The following is a 13,598-nucleotide window of genomic DNA, read 5'->3' on the forward strand; positions in this document are numbered from 1 at the left end:
TTTGGGAATGAGATCAGTCCAAAGGAGATCAATAGCGATCGTATAACTGTCGGGATGATTCAGAGATATATCAGATATGTATTACGCTATTAGGGGGGTATCTGATAAATCAAATCCTGTTCTGGTGAACTGATTATTTCAAATACAGCTGCAACAAGGCATCGGACATAAGTTTGACGTATATTAATTAATTATGGATCCAGGCTATGTACGATAAGCAGGTATGCTTCATGTATGCAGATCATCCTGAGATCATCTTAAAAATGGGGTTGTACTGTTTCCGGCCTCCTAAGTTTTGCGCAGCAAAAGATAGGCAGCCGGAAATAGTACAACCCATTTTTAACCAATTTTCCGGGACAAAAAAAGAGGTTTATCACAACAGACAAACCTCTTCCATAAATTGTTATACGTTATGACTAGTTCAATATTTCTGCAACACGCTTCGTCTGGTGATCTGCTAATTTCTGCAAAGGACCTGCCGCAAGCATTTTCATCATCATATTCAGATCAGCAGAGATAATGTGACTTACTGTAGTAGTGCCATTGCCATTATCTGCAACTGTCCATTTTAATTCTATCTCAAAAGGCGCTTTTTCAGTCGGTATAGCCGTTAACTCCTGGTTCTCTATTCTATTAGAGATTCTGATTGCCAGTTTCGCCATGTTTTGGATGGTAAAACTAGCTTCATCTACTGTAGAAGACCAGTTATAAATATTGTCGGGCATCAGTTGCTGATGATTGTTTAAATCAGCCAGAAAAGCATAAACTTTCTCTACCGGCTGGTTAACTACGGTTGTACTTTCAATAACGGTCATATAATCTGGTTGGTTTTATAAATCTTTACCCCATTCAGCAGGGTTTCTGCGCCATCTGTTTAACAGATCAACATCATCCTGCGCAATGAAGCTGTGTTCAGCAGCATATTCGATCAATGTATTGTAATTAGATAGAGTGGCGAAGCGGCATTTTGCTTCTTTGAAGTTCTCTTCAGCGATATCAAAACCATAAGTAAAAATAGAAACCAGTCCGGCAACAGATAAGCCCGCTTCTTTCAATGCATTTACGGCTTGCAAACTGCTTTTTCCAGTAGAAATAAGGTCTTCCACAACAACAACGCGCTGCCCTTCAACAATTTCACCTTCAATTAAACTACCCGTACCATGCTCTTTCGCTTTTGCTCTTACATAAGCGAAAGGCAATCCTAGTTCCTGAGCTACCAATACGCCCTGAGGAATACCTGCAGTTGCAACGCCTGCAATCAGATCCACAGAGCCGAACTCTTCCTGAATCAGTTGCGTAAGCTTCTGCCTGATGTATGTACGTACTGAGGGATGGGAGAGCGTTACCCTATTATCACAATAAATTGGAGATTTCCAGCCTGACGCCCATGTGAAGGGGGTCTTCGGTTGTAGTTTTACTGCTTTAATTTGTAATAAAAATTCAGCTACCTTTAATTCAATATCACTTTTATTATACATGCTGCGAAATTAGTCAAATTATAGCTTTATCGCATAAACCGTTTGTGCTTTTTTTGCCAGTAATTGATACTCAATGCGATAAATAGAATTTAAAATTCAGCGTCCTAAATAAAAAGCGATTCCTCCTTGTTTACCTGAGAATTTTTATACTTTTATTTTCCAAACAAGAACTAAGGCACTCCATATCGGAGATGATAAAGACAGGCCAATGAAGACATATAGAATTTATATTAACGAGAATACACTAGTTATTGCAGATAAACTTCCTCATTATACAGAGGGCTTACAACAGATAGGGGTAGAAGGATTTGATTTCTCTGCTTTTTATACCGGATTAGGCAAGAGTGCCCATAATCAGTATGCCTTGGTAACTGAAGATCCAAAAGCACTTTTTGAACTGGTAAAAAAGAGTCTGACCATTATTAAAGCTGCGGGTGGTTTGGTGAGAAATGCGGATGGCGATTACCTTTTCATTTTCAGGAACAAAAAATGGGATTTGCCTAAAGGGAAGGTAGAGAAGGGGGAAGGAATGAGAGATGCCGGGGTACGTGAGGTAGAAGAAGAATGTGGAGTGAAAATCCACACGAATGATAAAAAGCTGTGTAAGACCTATCATGTTTATGAAATGGGTACAAAGCTGGTGCTGAAGAAAACAAACTGGTACAGTATGACTGTTAAAGGCACGCCAAAGCTGATCCCGCAAAAAGAAGAAGGTATCACCAAGGCTGAATGGATCAGTGCGAAAGACCTGAAGCCCATCGTCAAGAATACCTACCCGTCTATTATGGATGTGATTAAAGCAGGTAAACTGATCAAAGAAAAAGTCTAAAGGAACTTCAGCGCTTCTTTCGGCAGGAAAGGAGTGATGTCACCATGGTTACGGAGAATATCCCGTACTATGGTGGAACTGATGGCCGAATACTCCGGTTTGCTCAGTATAAAGATCGTTTCCATTTCCGGCATCATGGTCTGATTGATCTGTGCTATTGCACGCTCATACTCAAAATCACCCACAGAGCGGATTCCGCGGATCATGTAAGTCGCATTTACCTTCTTGCAGAAATCTACCGTCAGACCCTCATAGGATTGTACACTTATATTTTTATAATCCGCGAATACGGCTTTAACAATTTCTTCCCGAACATTTCCTTCCAGGAAGTTTTGCTTTGAACTATTCAATCCGATACCTACAATTACCTGGTCGAACAGCGGCAATGCGCGTTTTAGAATATCTGCATGTGCGATGGTAAGCGGATCAAATGAGCCGGGAAACAGTGCGATTTTCATATTTAGGGAGTATAGTTAAAGAAGCTGAAAGATGAATTGCCATATCTGCGGGTCTCCACATATCCTGGCTGGTCTTTTAATTTAAGGAGTGAAGGATGTTCTACCACCAACAGCCCGTTTTCTGTAAGCAATTTATTTTTCGCCACCAGTTGCGGAATCTGAGGAATTGTTAACAGGTCGTACGGCGGATCAGCAAATATGATTTGATAAGATTTTGTATGCCCTTCCAGGAACTTGAAAACATCTGCCTTCTGCAGTTCTATTTCTTTCAGGTCATAGCGTTCAATGACAGATTTAATCCAGTAGATGCAGCCAGAATGTTTGTCTACCGACGTTACATGCTGAATTCCTCTCGAAGCAAACTCAATACTGATATTGCCCGTGCCGCAGAATAAGTCGAGCACATTACAGCTATCAAAATCGTAAGTATTATATAAAATATTAAATAAGGCCTCTTTGGCCATATCAGTAGTTGGTCTTACGGGAAGACTGGCAGGCGCACTCATGCGGATACCTTTAAGTTTACCGCCAATTATACGCATAAATCCAGGGCTAATAAGCTACTGTAATAATGAGCAGGCATATCTTCTAAGATTGCATAGTCAATATCAGCAGCAGGGGGGAGATTAAAAGAAATAGTATCAAAATAAGAAGAAAGGCAGTTATAGGATTTGTCATTCTCATGAATAATACCACTAAGCAGTATTTCAGTAGTAGGTGTATCTAATTGGAGTTCCTGGATCATTAACACCAGGTAATAATTAAATTCTTCCGCATTGGATATTTCATAGGTGTTCTGGAAGATCATCTTTTCCTCCCTTATCAGTAATGCGTTCACAGAACCTACTGTAAAATCAAGCAGCAGCAAATTTCCGGTTTTAGTCGGTGCCAATGCAAGAACAGGTGCATTTTGCTCAAATCTTTTTGCATTCAGCAGATAGGTGTTCAGCATATCTTCCACAAATACCTGCAGGTTAAAAATAGACGTAAAGCCGAATTTATTTTCAGGTTGTGCGTAAAGTGTATTTGATTGTTCATCGGTGAAGAATTTTGCATAAACATTCAGGTCTTCCTCGGCATACAGTTCATCAGGGATAGCAATGGTATTTACTGTATATACAGATACTTTGATATCTTTAAATGATAAACTGAGATAAACATCCTGTTTAAGGGCCAGGGTAAGGCTGCTGATCATGTCTTCGCATTCCTGCTCATCAAAAACAGCTTTTAACTGCTTACTGCTACGGTCGATGATCGCATAAGAAAAGCTGTCTGCAGTAATTTTTAGTAACAAATTACAGTCGGACGCAGTATTGGGATCAAACTCCGGATCTACTAATAGGATGCTGTTTTTATCATTCTTCATCAATAGCAAAATTAATTCTTTTTTCTATAACAACACCATTGCATATTTGTAAAATGGATAGAGCCACAATAATTGCCCAGTCTTACCAGTTTACACCCACTGCAGAACAGTTGGTTTTTTGCCGGGAGATGGCCAGTTTCTTGTCGCAGGAGCTGAATAACAAGTGTTTCATTTTACGTGGTTATGCAGGTACCGGGAAAACTACTTCTGTAGCCGCCCTCGTAAAAGCGTTGCCGAAATTCAGGCTACGGGTTATATTACTTGCTCCGACCGGTCGTGCTGCGAAGGTAATGAGTAACTATTCCGGTCGTATTGCTCTTACCGTACATAAAAAGATCTATCGCAAGCGTTCTGCAGTTTCGACAGAAATGGCTTTTCAGCTGGCGCCTAACCTTGCAGAAAATACGCTGTTCATCATTGACGAGGCATCCATGATTGCCGATGAATGGAATACCCAAAACGGGTCATCTTTTCTTAAAGATATCATGGAGTTTATCTACAACGGTAAAAACTGTGCTGTGCTTTTCGTCGGTGATACTGCACAGCTGCCTCCTGTGGGCAGTATCGATAGTCCGGCGCTGAACAAAAATTATGTAGCACAGAATTTCCAGCTGCAGGTTACTGAAGTTGAACTGAGAGAAGTAGTCAGGCAAGGTCAGAAATCAGGTATTCTTGCCAATGCTACTATGCTGCGCGATTTGATCAATGCGCATGTGGCCCGGGAGGAATCGGGCGATGAGGATGAAAAAATTACTCTTCCCCAATTTATCACTAAAAGTTATAAAGATATATTCAGCATGACTGGTGTGAAACTGGTAGAAGGACTGGAGTATGCTTACCGGAAATTTGATATCGAAAATTCCCTCGTTGTCTGCCGCTCCAATAAATCAGCTAACGTTTATAACCAGCAGATCAGATCCCGCCTATTGTATCGTGATGAGGAACTGACCGGGGGCGATCAGATAATGGTCGTGAAGAATAACTATTTCTGGCTGCCCGATAATGAGTCTACTTCATTTATTGCCAATGGCGATATGGCTAAAATTGTACGTGTAAGGAATGAAGAGGAGCGTTATGGCTTCAGGTTTTCAGAAGTGCAGCTGGAGTTTTTGGACTATCCCGATGCGGGACAGATTACTTGTAAGGTAATGCTGGATACTTTGCAGGCAGAGACGCCGAATTTGCCTTATGAAGACAGTAAAAAGCTTTTTGAAGGGCTTGCATTGGATTACGAGCACATTACCAATAAAAGAGAGCGGATGCTGGCCATTAAGGAAGATCCGTATTATAATGCCCTGCAAATTAAATTTGCTTATGCAGTGACCTGCCACAAGGCGCAAGGTGGACAATGGGATGCAGTTTTTGTAGATCAGGGTTATCTGACTGAGGAAATGATAGATCTTGATTTTCTCAGGTGGTTATATACTGCGGTGACCAGAGCTAAGGAAGAATTATTCCTGGTTAATTTTTCCAGGAATTTATTTGCGACACCTTCAGAAGATGATTATTAGTTAATGATGTAAAACAGGACTCGCCCGCACATTTTCCGGCTTTAAAACGGCTGGTGCAAAAAGCTCTTCCTGTCAGCTATTGTAAATAGCAAAAATTAATGTGAATCGTGTTTTTTCTTGATGAAAGAAAGATAAAAGCTTAGTGCAGCAATGATGATACATAAAGTAAGTACGATGGTGGTTACTTCGCTATTTTCCATAATTTAATAAATGTTAGAATTAAAAATTTCGATGAAGGTAATCATAATTGAACCAACCCCTGAAAAATATTTTTAATTCGTATGCTTACTAAATAGATATTTATTGTATGTGCGTTGGAATGAGGTAATTGTGCGGTCAAAATGGGAAAATAAATCAACATCTTTTGCAAAAGCAAGTTGATAACATAGCGGATTAGATCTTAATTTACTATGCTCAGGTTCTCTTCAATTGCCTTAACAATAGGCTCCATTGGCACTCTCAGTGTAGGTTTAGATTTACAAAGTACCTTCCATTCTCCACTATATTTGTTTCTTGTAATTTCAATCAGGCCATTTGGATGCGTTATTTTGTACAAATTGATAGTTGAAATAGGCTGCTCTACTTTGTAGGTCTTTTTTTTGAAACTGATTTCTACGGTTTTCGTCATCTGTGTTTATAAGGTTAATTGTCCTTATCTATTTTGCAGTAATCCTGCCATTTTTGGAATGGATTCATTTTTACAGCAATTAAAGAAGCTAATTCCCTCTATGTTTATTTTTTTGTTATATTTGTATCCTGATGGTTGGAAAGGATTAGTTAGCCACACACCATCAGGACGTTACCGGGGCCGTTTTGGATTTGACAGGGTGGAGGTACGTATGTTAGCATGTAGTGCGTTGTACGGAGAGCACTTAAAAGAGAACGTTCACACTTTGATTGGCGAAAATAACTACGCCTTAGCTGCTTAATTTAGAATTAAATAGCTTTTGTCCCTCTGGCTGCTGTGTTGTTAGGCTAGAATATGGGGCATCGAAATAACGACGCTGGCGATTGTTAGGTACGGAACATTCGCGAGATAAAGTACCTAAGGAGAAAGGCAAGGTAGGTTTCCGGCCCGTCTGATCCCGAAAATAAAGTGGAAAATAAACATGTAGAAGGCATAATTTGCCACACAACTGGACAAGGGTTCGAACCCCTTCGGCTCCACAAAGGCTTCTGAGATCATCTCAGAAGCCTTTCTTTATTTGGGAGATATTAAGCAAAATTTGTTAAAGGCATAAAGAAAATACTATGATCGCTGTAGAAGTATCATTTAGACAATTAGTAGATGAGGTGAAACAATTATCGCCCTCTGAAAAACTGGAACTCAATGAGGTTATCTGGTCTGAAGATCTGAGTATTCCTATGGACCATCAGAATATAGTAAATGAAAGGATTTCAGAATTTAAGACTAAACCGAAATTTTACTGGATTGGATCTTGCATCAAAAGATCTTAAAGATTAGTAATGTCATCTTATAAAATTAAAGTCTTTCCTGAGGCTTTGACTGATATCCAAAAAGCGACCAATTGGTATAATCAACTATCTTACGGTCTTGGTACACGTTTTCAAAAGCAAGTCATAAAACAAATCGGTAAGCTAGTACTACGGCTCACCTTTACAAAATTCGTTATACTGAAGTTAGGTGTATGGTGATTAAGAAATTCCCATTTATGGTTCATTTCTTAATTGAAGATGAAACAGTTGTGATTTTTGCAATATTACACACCAGTAGGAATCCCAAAATATGGGATAAGTTGCTCGAACGAAAAGTATAATACGTACTAAATAACGTCTTGAAAATATCCGATAGCTATGTAAGGTGGAAGAATGAGATTTCAGAAATTTAGCAGGTTCCCTTTTAAGGAGTGCCTCTTTCTTGAAAAACAATTATTAATAGAGCGCATCTTAGAATTTTAATTAAAACTAACTCACCACCGGGTCATTCGTCTTAATCCTGTTTAACCGGTAAGTTAATACCATTTCAAAAGCCACATAGCCCACAAAAATGATATATCCCGGCTGTAGTGAGGTGTAATTGATCGTAGTCGTATTTAAGAATTCATTGCTGATATTCAAATTAGAAAGCTGACTCTTTAAAATACCATTCAAACCAATATAGGTCATCGCGATACCTACCACCATCACATCCGCCATATCCCATTTACCCAACTCAAAAGTCAGGTATTTAACTACTTTATTTTCGGCCAGCTTTTCATTTCCCAGAATCACAATTCCCTTAGCAATCATCCTCAGCAGGGGAAGTATAATCACAAATAAAAGGATCAGTATACCCACAAGAATGGCATCCGGTTTCGGTTGCTCAATCAAAGTCCGCACTATTCCCATAATGCTTTTACTCTGAAAAAATAACACCTGATTCTCAAATGATACCTTTTCACCCATCAGCATAAAATTAAGTGTCTGGATACGCGCATCAACCTCTATAATCGATGCCGTCATTCCAACAGCTAACAAGATAAATGCGAATAAGAGCGACATGATAAAGAGCGTGTTCTGCAGCTCCGCCTTATTCCTCAGGAGCCACCACAGGGCCATCACCAATACAACGCAGCCCAGCATGGCATAGGCATAGTTGTAGGTTACTTTACGAATGGCAGCCAGATGTGAGTTTACCTTTTTGTTAAAATCAGCCGGATTAGAAACCTGATACTTGCGGTATAAACTTTTGGTGACCTGGCTATACGCTACACTGGTGCTGTCATAAGTAGCATCCTCCAGCTGATCAATTTTACTGGTCGCAATGTTCTTAAGCCTCTTAATGCTGGTAGGACTGTTCACTTTATCAACGATCGTTTTTGAAAATGAGGGTACCTGTGCCTGTAGCTGAGCAGGCTCCACAAATTGATTAAAAGCAAATTTCTTCAATTTACCACCCAAAGATTTCTGAGGTTTATTGATTTCTTTAACAACAGTATTGATTAAACCGCTCAGCTGCTCTTGTACCTGTGCCTGCATTGCCTTCTTTTGAGCCGGTGTAACTTTATAGTCAGTTACCTGACGATCTACAACTGCCGCAATTCTTTCGCGCCACTGATCCAGAGAAAACAGTCCGAACGTAATGTTATTGGACATGCTGTAATCTTCCTTGATCTGTTCCTGCTCGGCCGACAGTATATCAAGACGGTAACCAAAATAGGCTTCCCCGCAAAGCAGTACGCTAAGCCCAAGAATGAGTAAGATCCTGGTCAGTCCGGATTTTCTAGCTGTAGTATTTGTTTGCTGAGTTGTCAATGTTTTAATGAATTAGATTGTAATAGGCAAAATGTTGGTTGGCATCTAATGTGAATCGTAGGGGGTGATATACTTCAGGATCGTAGATAAAATAAGTCCGTATAAGACAAAACTGATAAATATGATAAAGCCTGGCTGCAGCGCAGTATTGTTTGTGGTGATTATAGTCAAAAAATCACTTTTAATGTTAAGGCTGGATAACTGGTTTTCCAATAAACCATTTAAACCAATATAGGTCATCATAATGGCAATCACAATTACGTCTGCCATACTCCATTTCCCCGACTGAAAGGCGAAGTATTTAATGAATTTATTTTCAGCAATACTTTTTTTGCCCAGTAAATGTATACCTGTAGAACTGAGTTTCATGATCGGGAAAAGGATACTGAAAATAAGAATCAGAGCCCCCACCAGGATCGAATCTATTCCAGCCTGGCTGATCAGAATCTTGACGACGTCCAGTATGCTTTTACTTTGAAAGAACAATACCTGGTTTTTGAAAACTACGTGTTCTCCCAATAACACAAAGTCGAGCGATCGGATACGGGCATCAACTTCGATCATAGATGCAGTTAAACCTACTGCCAGCAATATAAAGGCAAATAACAACGACATTACAAAAAGTGTAGCATGCAGATCTCCTCTTTTACGAAAGATCCACCACATAGCTAACACAACGGCAATACAGCCCAGCATGCCAAAGCAGTAATTGTAGGTGACAGTTTTTATTTTGGCGAGTGAGGAGATAACTTTCTGATTGAATTCATCCCTGGACGAAACATGGTATTTTTTGTACATCGTACGATTTAATGTAGTATTCACAGCCGATGTACTGTCAATATACCCGGTTTTTTGGATCTGCTGAAACTTACCCATTGCCATTGAACTCATCTTCTTTTTATTCGCAGGGTCATCTACCTTGGCGATGACAGTCCTTGCAAAATCAGGAACCTGAGCTTTGATCTTATCCGTATTTACAAAGGTTTTAATGGCAAATTTTTTCAGCTTCCCACTAACGGTCTTGGTGGGTTTGTCGACCAGTGCTTCAGCTTTTTTGATCAGTGCCAGGATAATTTCTTCCACCTCGAGCTGAAGTTGTCTCTTCTGCTTCCTCGTCATGGTAAAATGCCGCACCTGATGTTTGATAATGCCGGCTACTTCATCCTTCCACTGGTCGGCCGAAAACAGGCCATGCATGATATTATTGATCTCAGAATAATCTTCTTTGATTTCTTTTTGCTGATGCGAAAGCACGTAGAGTTGAACCCCAAAATAAGCCTCGCTGGCTAGCAGTACGCTCAAGCCAAGGATTAATAATAATTTGGAGATGTTAAATCCTTTCGTAAATGTATTCGGTTGTTGAGCGGCCAATTGGTTCAAAATTTAGTTGCAATGATGATACAACTCAAAAATTTCATAAATGTTTGAACACGATTAAATTAAATATTTACAGGCTCTGATAGCATACGATTTGCGCCTGGCAGAGCGATAGAAATCAGAAAGAATAGTATTCATACCAATAAAGAAAGCCGCTGAAGATTCAGCGGCTTTCTTTATTGGTATGAATAGTTTGCCCATATTACTTTCTGGAAGCAAAAGCGAGAACTATATTCTCCTCAGTAAGGTTTGTTCTGATATGGTGTGCTTCCCTGTAAACATTCAACTTTTCGTTGATAGCCAGGATACGTTGCGTATAAGCTATAAAATCACTAATCATCTGCTCGCAATCTTCGTCAGATGCCGTTGTCAGATTATTAAACCTAAAATACCTGTCAGCTAAATCATCCTTCACAGCCAGCAGTGATTTGAGTTCTTCCATGTCTGTCTGTTCAATCTGATACGCTTCCTGCAGCAGATTAGTCATGATACCCATCATCTTTTTACCGATGTCATATTTGGACCAGATCATGTCATAAGCCTCATCTGAATCCGGCTTACTGGTAACAACCTCATCAATGGCAACCATGTCAATCGCCTGCTGTTCTAAAACCTGGGCAACATATATCGCTCTTCCATAATGAGCAAAGAGCAAAGTAAGCTGCTCATTTTTTTTGGTATTATCTTCTTGTATTTCCTCGTGATGCATCGTATCTGACTATTTATTTTTTAACGCCTTAAATACAAACCGCTAATCTCCATCAATGTTTGTAATACACCATCATTTGTAATATTTATTCTTAGTTCATGGCGTATTTTTCAAATCTTTCAATCGCCAGGTTATAGGTTGTTTTTCCTGTCTGATCTTCAATTTCCATGCAGTTCACCAGGTGATCTGCGCCGCCAAATTTATGTTTAACCAGGCTAATGAATTCTTCCAGATCATAGTTTTTAGTTAGATCAGCTTCTACATAATAAGCCTTATTTGATGCTTCTGTGCCAGATATCTCTGTAACACACTGATCTAATTCTTCTCTCTTATCGCCCACCAGCAATACACGGCTATACTGATTTATAAGGTCTTTTGCAGCCTCCATGCCTTTTGTAGAATTTGCATTCAGTACAACTGCCAGGGTTTGTTTTTCAGTAATCATAAACTTTTAAATTGTAATTAGAATAATTGATGACAAAGTTGAGGCTTATATGCGGGCTATCAATTGTACTATCAAAAGAATAACAGGTACAATTAAAAGACCGGGAATGTCAGGGGCTGATTTGTTCTTTTTGATAGGCACCGGGCGACTGATCGTAATATTTTTTAAAAAACCTGGATAAATGACTTTCATCTGCAAAGCCAAACTCTTCTGCCACCTGTTTGAGTGTAAATATTTTGGACTGGAACCTGAGTTCAATCAAATGGGCTTTATATTGATTGACGTATTTACTGTAGGCTATGCCAAATCTCCTTTTAAAATATTCACTGAAGTATTTTGGGGCGATATTAAAGTGCAGGGCTATATTCGGAATCTTTAACGCTGCGGGACTGTAAATATGATCATGGAGATAAGAAATTAAGAGTTCCTGACTGGGATCTGGTAGTGACAAGTTAATCGACATCGTACTGATGGTATTTTTAATCAGCGCAATAACCGACAAGATCTGATGATAGATAATTTGTGAATGACTGATGTTCTGATCATTCTGAGCAGCGAGAAGAATGCTGTCTATACTGTTCTTTAAAATGCCTGAATTTGGAAAGTTAATATCCAGTTTGTTCTCTTTTAATAACTTACTTCTCATGATCTGGATAGCTTCAGTGGCAAAGAAATCTGCTGCACCAGGTTGCTGAAAGAGCTTGAAATAGGAATCTGTAAATTTTATAAAGACGAAACGTGTGCTTTCGCTGATCTCAAAAGTATGGCTGTCTTCCGGACAAAGCAGGAAGAGGTCGCCCGTAGTATAAGGCAGCACACTATTGTTCAAAAAATGTGTACCGCTTCCTTTATAGATATAGCCCATCTCAAAATAGGTATGTCCATGACTTTCCATATGAAATACAGCTTCTTCGAAATCGTGCAGTACCAAAGCCTCAAATTGTTTCAGGGTGCGCATGTATACAATAACGGCATAAAAATCAAAAAACAGATACCCTTGTCCCATTTGCCCCTCAAAATTGTCGTATATATAGGTTTTTAAGTTAGTATTGAACACTTAATTTTGAATTGTAACAAAACCTACAGACATGAAAAATCAGGAAATTATCCAGTCCTTAATTACAGCTTTTGAAAAAAGCGATACAGAACTTATTTTGAGCCATTTCACGGATGATATCAAATGGGTGATGGTGGGCGACCGGACTTTAGCTGGAAAAGAAACAATCAGGAAGTTTTTTACTACCAATCCAGATATGGAAATGATCAGCAGCACAGTGGATCATATGGTTATTGACGATAAAGTGGGGGTAGTAAACGGCGAAGTGCAATGCAAAAATAAAGCTGAAGGTATCACGCATGACATGTATTACTGCGATTTCTATGAGTTTGAAAAAGATAAGGTGAAAACAATGACGTCCTATATGATCAATAAAAAGAAGGATTAGCTGCTTCAAAAGGAGGCTTAATCAGGAATTCATCATTTTTACAAAGTGTTTGGAACTGCAAACAATAAGCTGTGTCACCAATATCAGATCAAATCGACAATTTATTATATTGCATTATGGAACAATACGACAGCCGCGTTGATGTTTACATCGCTAAAAGCGCAGATTTTGCTAAGCCTATCCTTACACATCTGCGCAATCTTGTACACCTTGCTGCACCGGAACTGAAAGAAACGATGAAATGGAGCTGTCCTTTTTTTGATCATGAGGGACCGGTATGCCAGATGGCCGCTTTTAAACAACACTGCGCTTTCGGGTTCTGGAAGGCTGCGCTGATGAATGATCCGAATAAAATATTAAATCAGGAGGCCGATACTGCAGGCAGTATAGGACGAATCACGAGTCTCGCGGATCTGCCGGATGATCAAGTGCTCATCCAATATATCCGTCATGCATTATCTTTAAATGTAGAAGGCATTAAGGCTGCGAAACGTCCAAAATCTCCGGTTGTGCAAACAGCAGCAACTATTCCCGCTTATTTTACTGAAATACTTGAACAACATCCGTTAGTAAATGAGCATTTTGAAAAATTCAGTCCGTCGCAAAAAAAAGAATACCTCAGCTGGTTTGAAGAGGCAAAAACGGAAGCTACCCGTACCAAAAGATTGGATACGGCAATTGAATGGATCAGTGAAGGGAAAATAAGACACTGGAAATATAAATAG

16 protein-coding genes and 1 other RNA gene are annotated in these 13,598 nt (G+C 39.4%); 6 read left to right on the top strand and 11 right to left on the bottom strand.

Annotated features, from left to right (window positions below):
* Positions 1 to 416 precede the first annotated feature (416 nt).
* Positions 417 to 815 carry an SRPBCC family protein gene (locus tag OQX62_RS05865; protein ID WP_265830484.1) on the bottom strand — a complete coding sequence of 133 codons (399 nt, stop codon included), beginning with the start codon at positions 813 to 815 and terminating at the stop codon, positions 417 to 419.
* Positions 816 to 830: 15 nt separating this feature from the next.
* Positions 831 to 1,478: an orotate phosphoribosyltransferase gene (gene pyrE, locus OQX62_RS05870; RefSeq protein WP_265830485.1), complete on the bottom strand. Its 648-nt coding sequence runs from the start codon at positions 1,476 to 1,478 to the stop codon at positions 831 to 833.
* Between the two features lie 208 nt (positions 1,479 to 1,686).
* On the opposite strand from pyrE, the gene OQX62_RS05875 reads away from it, so the two are divergent.
* A complete protein-coding gene (locus OQX62_RS05875) occupies positions 1,687 to 2,307 on the top strand; it encodes an NUDIX hydrolase (protein WP_265830486.1) in 621 nt (206 codons plus the stop codon).
* Here OQX62_RS05875 and coaD read toward each other — a convergent pair.
* Genes coaD through OQX62_RS05890 form a run of 3 tightly spaced genes read right to left on the bottom strand, consistent with a single transcriptional unit; the run spans position 2,304 to position 4,131 of the window.
* Positions 2,304 to 2,765 carry a pantetheine-phosphate adenylyltransferase gene (gene coaD, locus OQX62_RS05880; RefSeq protein WP_265830487.1) on the bottom strand — a complete coding sequence of 154 codons (462 nt, stop codon included), beginning with the start codon at positions 2,763 to 2,765 and terminating at the stop codon, positions 2,304 to 2,306. The genes OQX62_RS05875 and coaD overlap by 4 nt on opposite strands.
* A gap of 2 nt (positions 2,766 to 2,767) precedes the next feature.
* The gene (locus OQX62_RS05885; protein WP_265830488.1) at positions 2,768 to 3,307 is read right to left on the bottom strand and encodes an RsmD family RNA methyltransferase; all 540 of its coding nucleotides are present in this window, start codon (positions 3,305 to 3,307) and stop codon (positions 2,768 to 2,770) included.
* Positions 3,298 to 4,131, bottom strand: coding sequence for a DUF3822 family protein (locus OQX62_RS05890; protein ID WP_265830489.1), 834 nt, complete (start codon positions 4,129 to 4,131; stop codon positions 3,298 to 3,300). Before OQX62_RS05890 ends, OQX62_RS05885 begins: the two co-directional genes overlap by 10 nt.
* Before the next feature lie 53 nt (positions 4,132 to 4,184).
* Between OQX62_RS05890 and OQX62_RS05895 the strand changes: the two genes are divergently transcribed.
* Positions 4,185 to 5,642: an ATP-dependent DNA helicase gene (locus OQX62_RS05895; RefSeq protein WP_265830490.1), complete on the top strand. Its 1,458-nt coding sequence runs from the start codon at positions 4,185 to 4,187 to the stop codon at positions 5,640 to 5,642.
* Positions 5,643 to 6,042: 400 nt separating this feature from the next.
* On the opposite strand, the gene OQX62_RS05900 is transcribed toward OQX62_RS05895, so the two are convergent.
* Positions 6,043 to 6,270 carry a hypothetical protein gene (locus tag OQX62_RS05900; RefSeq protein WP_265830491.1) on the bottom strand — a complete coding sequence of 76 codons (228 nt, stop codon included), beginning with the start codon at positions 6,268 to 6,270 and terminating at the stop codon, positions 6,043 to 6,045.
* Between the two features lie 176 nt (positions 6,271 to 6,446).
* On the opposite strand from OQX62_RS05900, the gene ssrA reads away from it, so the two are divergent.
* Positions 6,447 to 6,812, top strand: a transfer-messenger RNA (tmRNA) gene (ssrA, locus tag OQX62_RS05905).
* A gap of 81 nt (positions 6,813 to 6,893) precedes the next feature.
* A complete protein-coding gene (locus OQX62_RS05910; RefSeq protein WP_265830492.1) occupies positions 6,894 to 7,100 on the top strand; it encodes a hypothetical protein in 207 nt (68 codons plus the stop codon).
* A 468-nt stretch (positions 7,101 to 7,568) separates the two neighbouring features.
* Here OQX62_RS05910 and OQX62_RS05915 read toward each other — a convergent pair whose 3' ends face one another.
* The 5 genes from OQX62_RS05915 to OQX62_RS05935 all read right to left on the bottom strand — a co-directional run bounded on the left by OQX62_RS05915 (position 7,569) and on the right by OQX62_RS05935 (position 12,434).
* Entirely contained in the window at positions 7,569 to 8,897 is a 1,329-nt protein-coding gene (locus tag OQX62_RS05915) for a paraquat-inducible protein A (protein ID WP_265830493.1), read from the bottom strand.
* A 45-nt stretch (positions 8,898 to 8,942) separates the two neighbouring features.
* Positions 8,943 to 10,199 (bottom strand): paraquat-inducible protein A, encoded by a 1,257-nt coding sequence (locus OQX62_RS05920; RefSeq protein ID WP_265830494.1) that lies wholly within the window; start codon positions 10,197 to 10,199, stop codon positions 8,943 to 8,945.
* Positions 10,200 to 10,476: 277 nt separating this feature from the next.
* Positions 10,477 to 10,983 (bottom strand): hypothetical protein, encoded by a 507-nt coding sequence (locus OQX62_RS05925; protein WP_265830495.1) that lies wholly within the window; start codon positions 10,981 to 10,983, stop codon positions 10,477 to 10,479.
* 91 nt (positions 10,984 to 11,074) lie between these two features.
* Positions 11,075 to 11,428, bottom strand: coding sequence for an SDR family NAD(P)-dependent oxidoreductase (locus OQX62_RS05930; RefSeq protein WP_265830496.1), 354 nt, complete (start codon positions 11,426 to 11,428; stop codon positions 11,075 to 11,077).
* 109 nt (positions 11,429 to 11,537) lie between these two features.
* The gene (locus tag OQX62_RS05935) at positions 11,538 to 12,434 is read right to left on the bottom strand and encodes an AraC family transcriptional regulator (RefSeq protein WP_265830497.1); all 897 of its coding nucleotides are present in this window, start codon (positions 12,432 to 12,434) and stop codon (positions 11,538 to 11,540) included.
* An 82-nt stretch (positions 12,435 to 12,516) separates the two neighbouring features.
* Here OQX62_RS05935 and OQX62_RS05940 point away from each other — a divergent pair, with 82 nt between their 5' ends.
* Together OQX62_RS05940 and OQX62_RS05945 are read left to right on the top strand one after the other, a co-directional pair.
* Positions 12,517 to 12,873 (top strand): nuclear transport factor 2 family protein, encoded by a 357-nt coding sequence (locus tag OQX62_RS05940; RefSeq protein ID WP_265830498.1) that lies wholly within the window; start codon positions 12,517 to 12,519, stop codon positions 12,871 to 12,873.
* Between the two features lie 116 nt (positions 12,874 to 12,989).
* The gene (locus OQX62_RS05945; protein ID WP_265830499.1) at positions 12,990 to 13,598 is read left to right on the top strand and encodes a YdeI/OmpD-associated family protein; all 609 of its coding nucleotides are present in this window, start codon (positions 12,990 to 12,992) and stop codon (positions 13,596 to 13,598) included.

Source organism: Pedobacter sp. MR2016-24 (assembly GCF_026239655.1).
Taxonomy (GTDB): Bacteria; Bacteroidota; Bacteroidia; order Sphingobacteriales; family Sphingobacteriaceae; genus Pedobacter.

Bases quoted from the DNA above. Each gene is read 5' to 3' on its own strand.
- OQX62_RS05865 (WP_265830484.1), bottom strand. From the start codon at position 815: ATGACCGTTATTGAAAGTACAACCGTAGTTAACCAGCCGGTAGAGAAA.
- pyrE (WP_265830485.1), bottom strand. From the start codon at position 1,478: ATGTATAATAAAAGTGATATTGAATTAAAGGTAGCTGAATTTTTATTA.
- OQX62_RS05875 (WP_265830486.1), top strand. From the start codon at position 1,687: ATGAAGACATATAGAATTTATATTAACGAGAATACACTAGTTATTGCA.
- coaD (WP_265830487.1), bottom strand. From the start codon at position 2,765: ATGAAAATCGCACTGTTTCCCGGCTCATTTGATCCGCTTACCATCGCA.
- OQX62_RS05885 (WP_265830488.1), bottom strand. From the start codon at position 3,307: ATGCGTATAATTGGCGGTAAACTTAAAGGTATCCGCATGAGTGCGCCT.
- OQX62_RS05890 (WP_265830489.1), bottom strand. From the start codon at position 4,131: ATGAAGAATGATAAAAACAGCATCCTATTAGTAGATCCGGAGTTTGAT.
- OQX62_RS05895 (WP_265830490.1), top strand. From the start codon at position 4,185: ATGGATAGAGCCACAATAATTGCCCAGTCTTACCAGTTTACACCCACT.
- OQX62_RS05900 (WP_265830491.1), bottom strand. From the start codon at position 6,270: ATGACGAAAACCGTAGAAATCAGTTTCAAAAAAAAGACCTACAAAGTA.
- OQX62_RS05910 (WP_265830492.1), top strand. From the start codon at position 6,894: ATGATCGCTGTAGAAGTATCATTTAGACAATTAGTAGATGAGGTGAAA.
- OQX62_RS05925 (WP_265830495.1), bottom strand. From the start codon at position 10,983: ATGCATCACGAGGAAATACAAGAAGATAATACCAAAAAAAATGAGCAG.
- OQX62_RS05930 (WP_265830496.1), bottom strand. From the start codon at position 11,428: ATGATTACTGAAAAACAAACCCTGGCAGTTGTACTGAATGCAAATTCT.
- OQX62_RS05935 (WP_265830497.1), bottom strand. From the start codon at position 12,434: ATGGGACAAGGGTATCTGTTTTTTGATTTTTATGCCGTTATTGTATAC.
- OQX62_RS05940 (WP_265830498.1), top strand. From the start codon at position 12,517: ATGAAAAATCAGGAAATTATCCAGTCCTTAATTACAGCTTTTGAAAAA.
- OQX62_RS05945 (WP_265830499.1), top strand. From the start codon at position 12,990: ATGGAACAATACGACAGCCGCGTTGATGTTTACATCGCTAAAAGCGCA.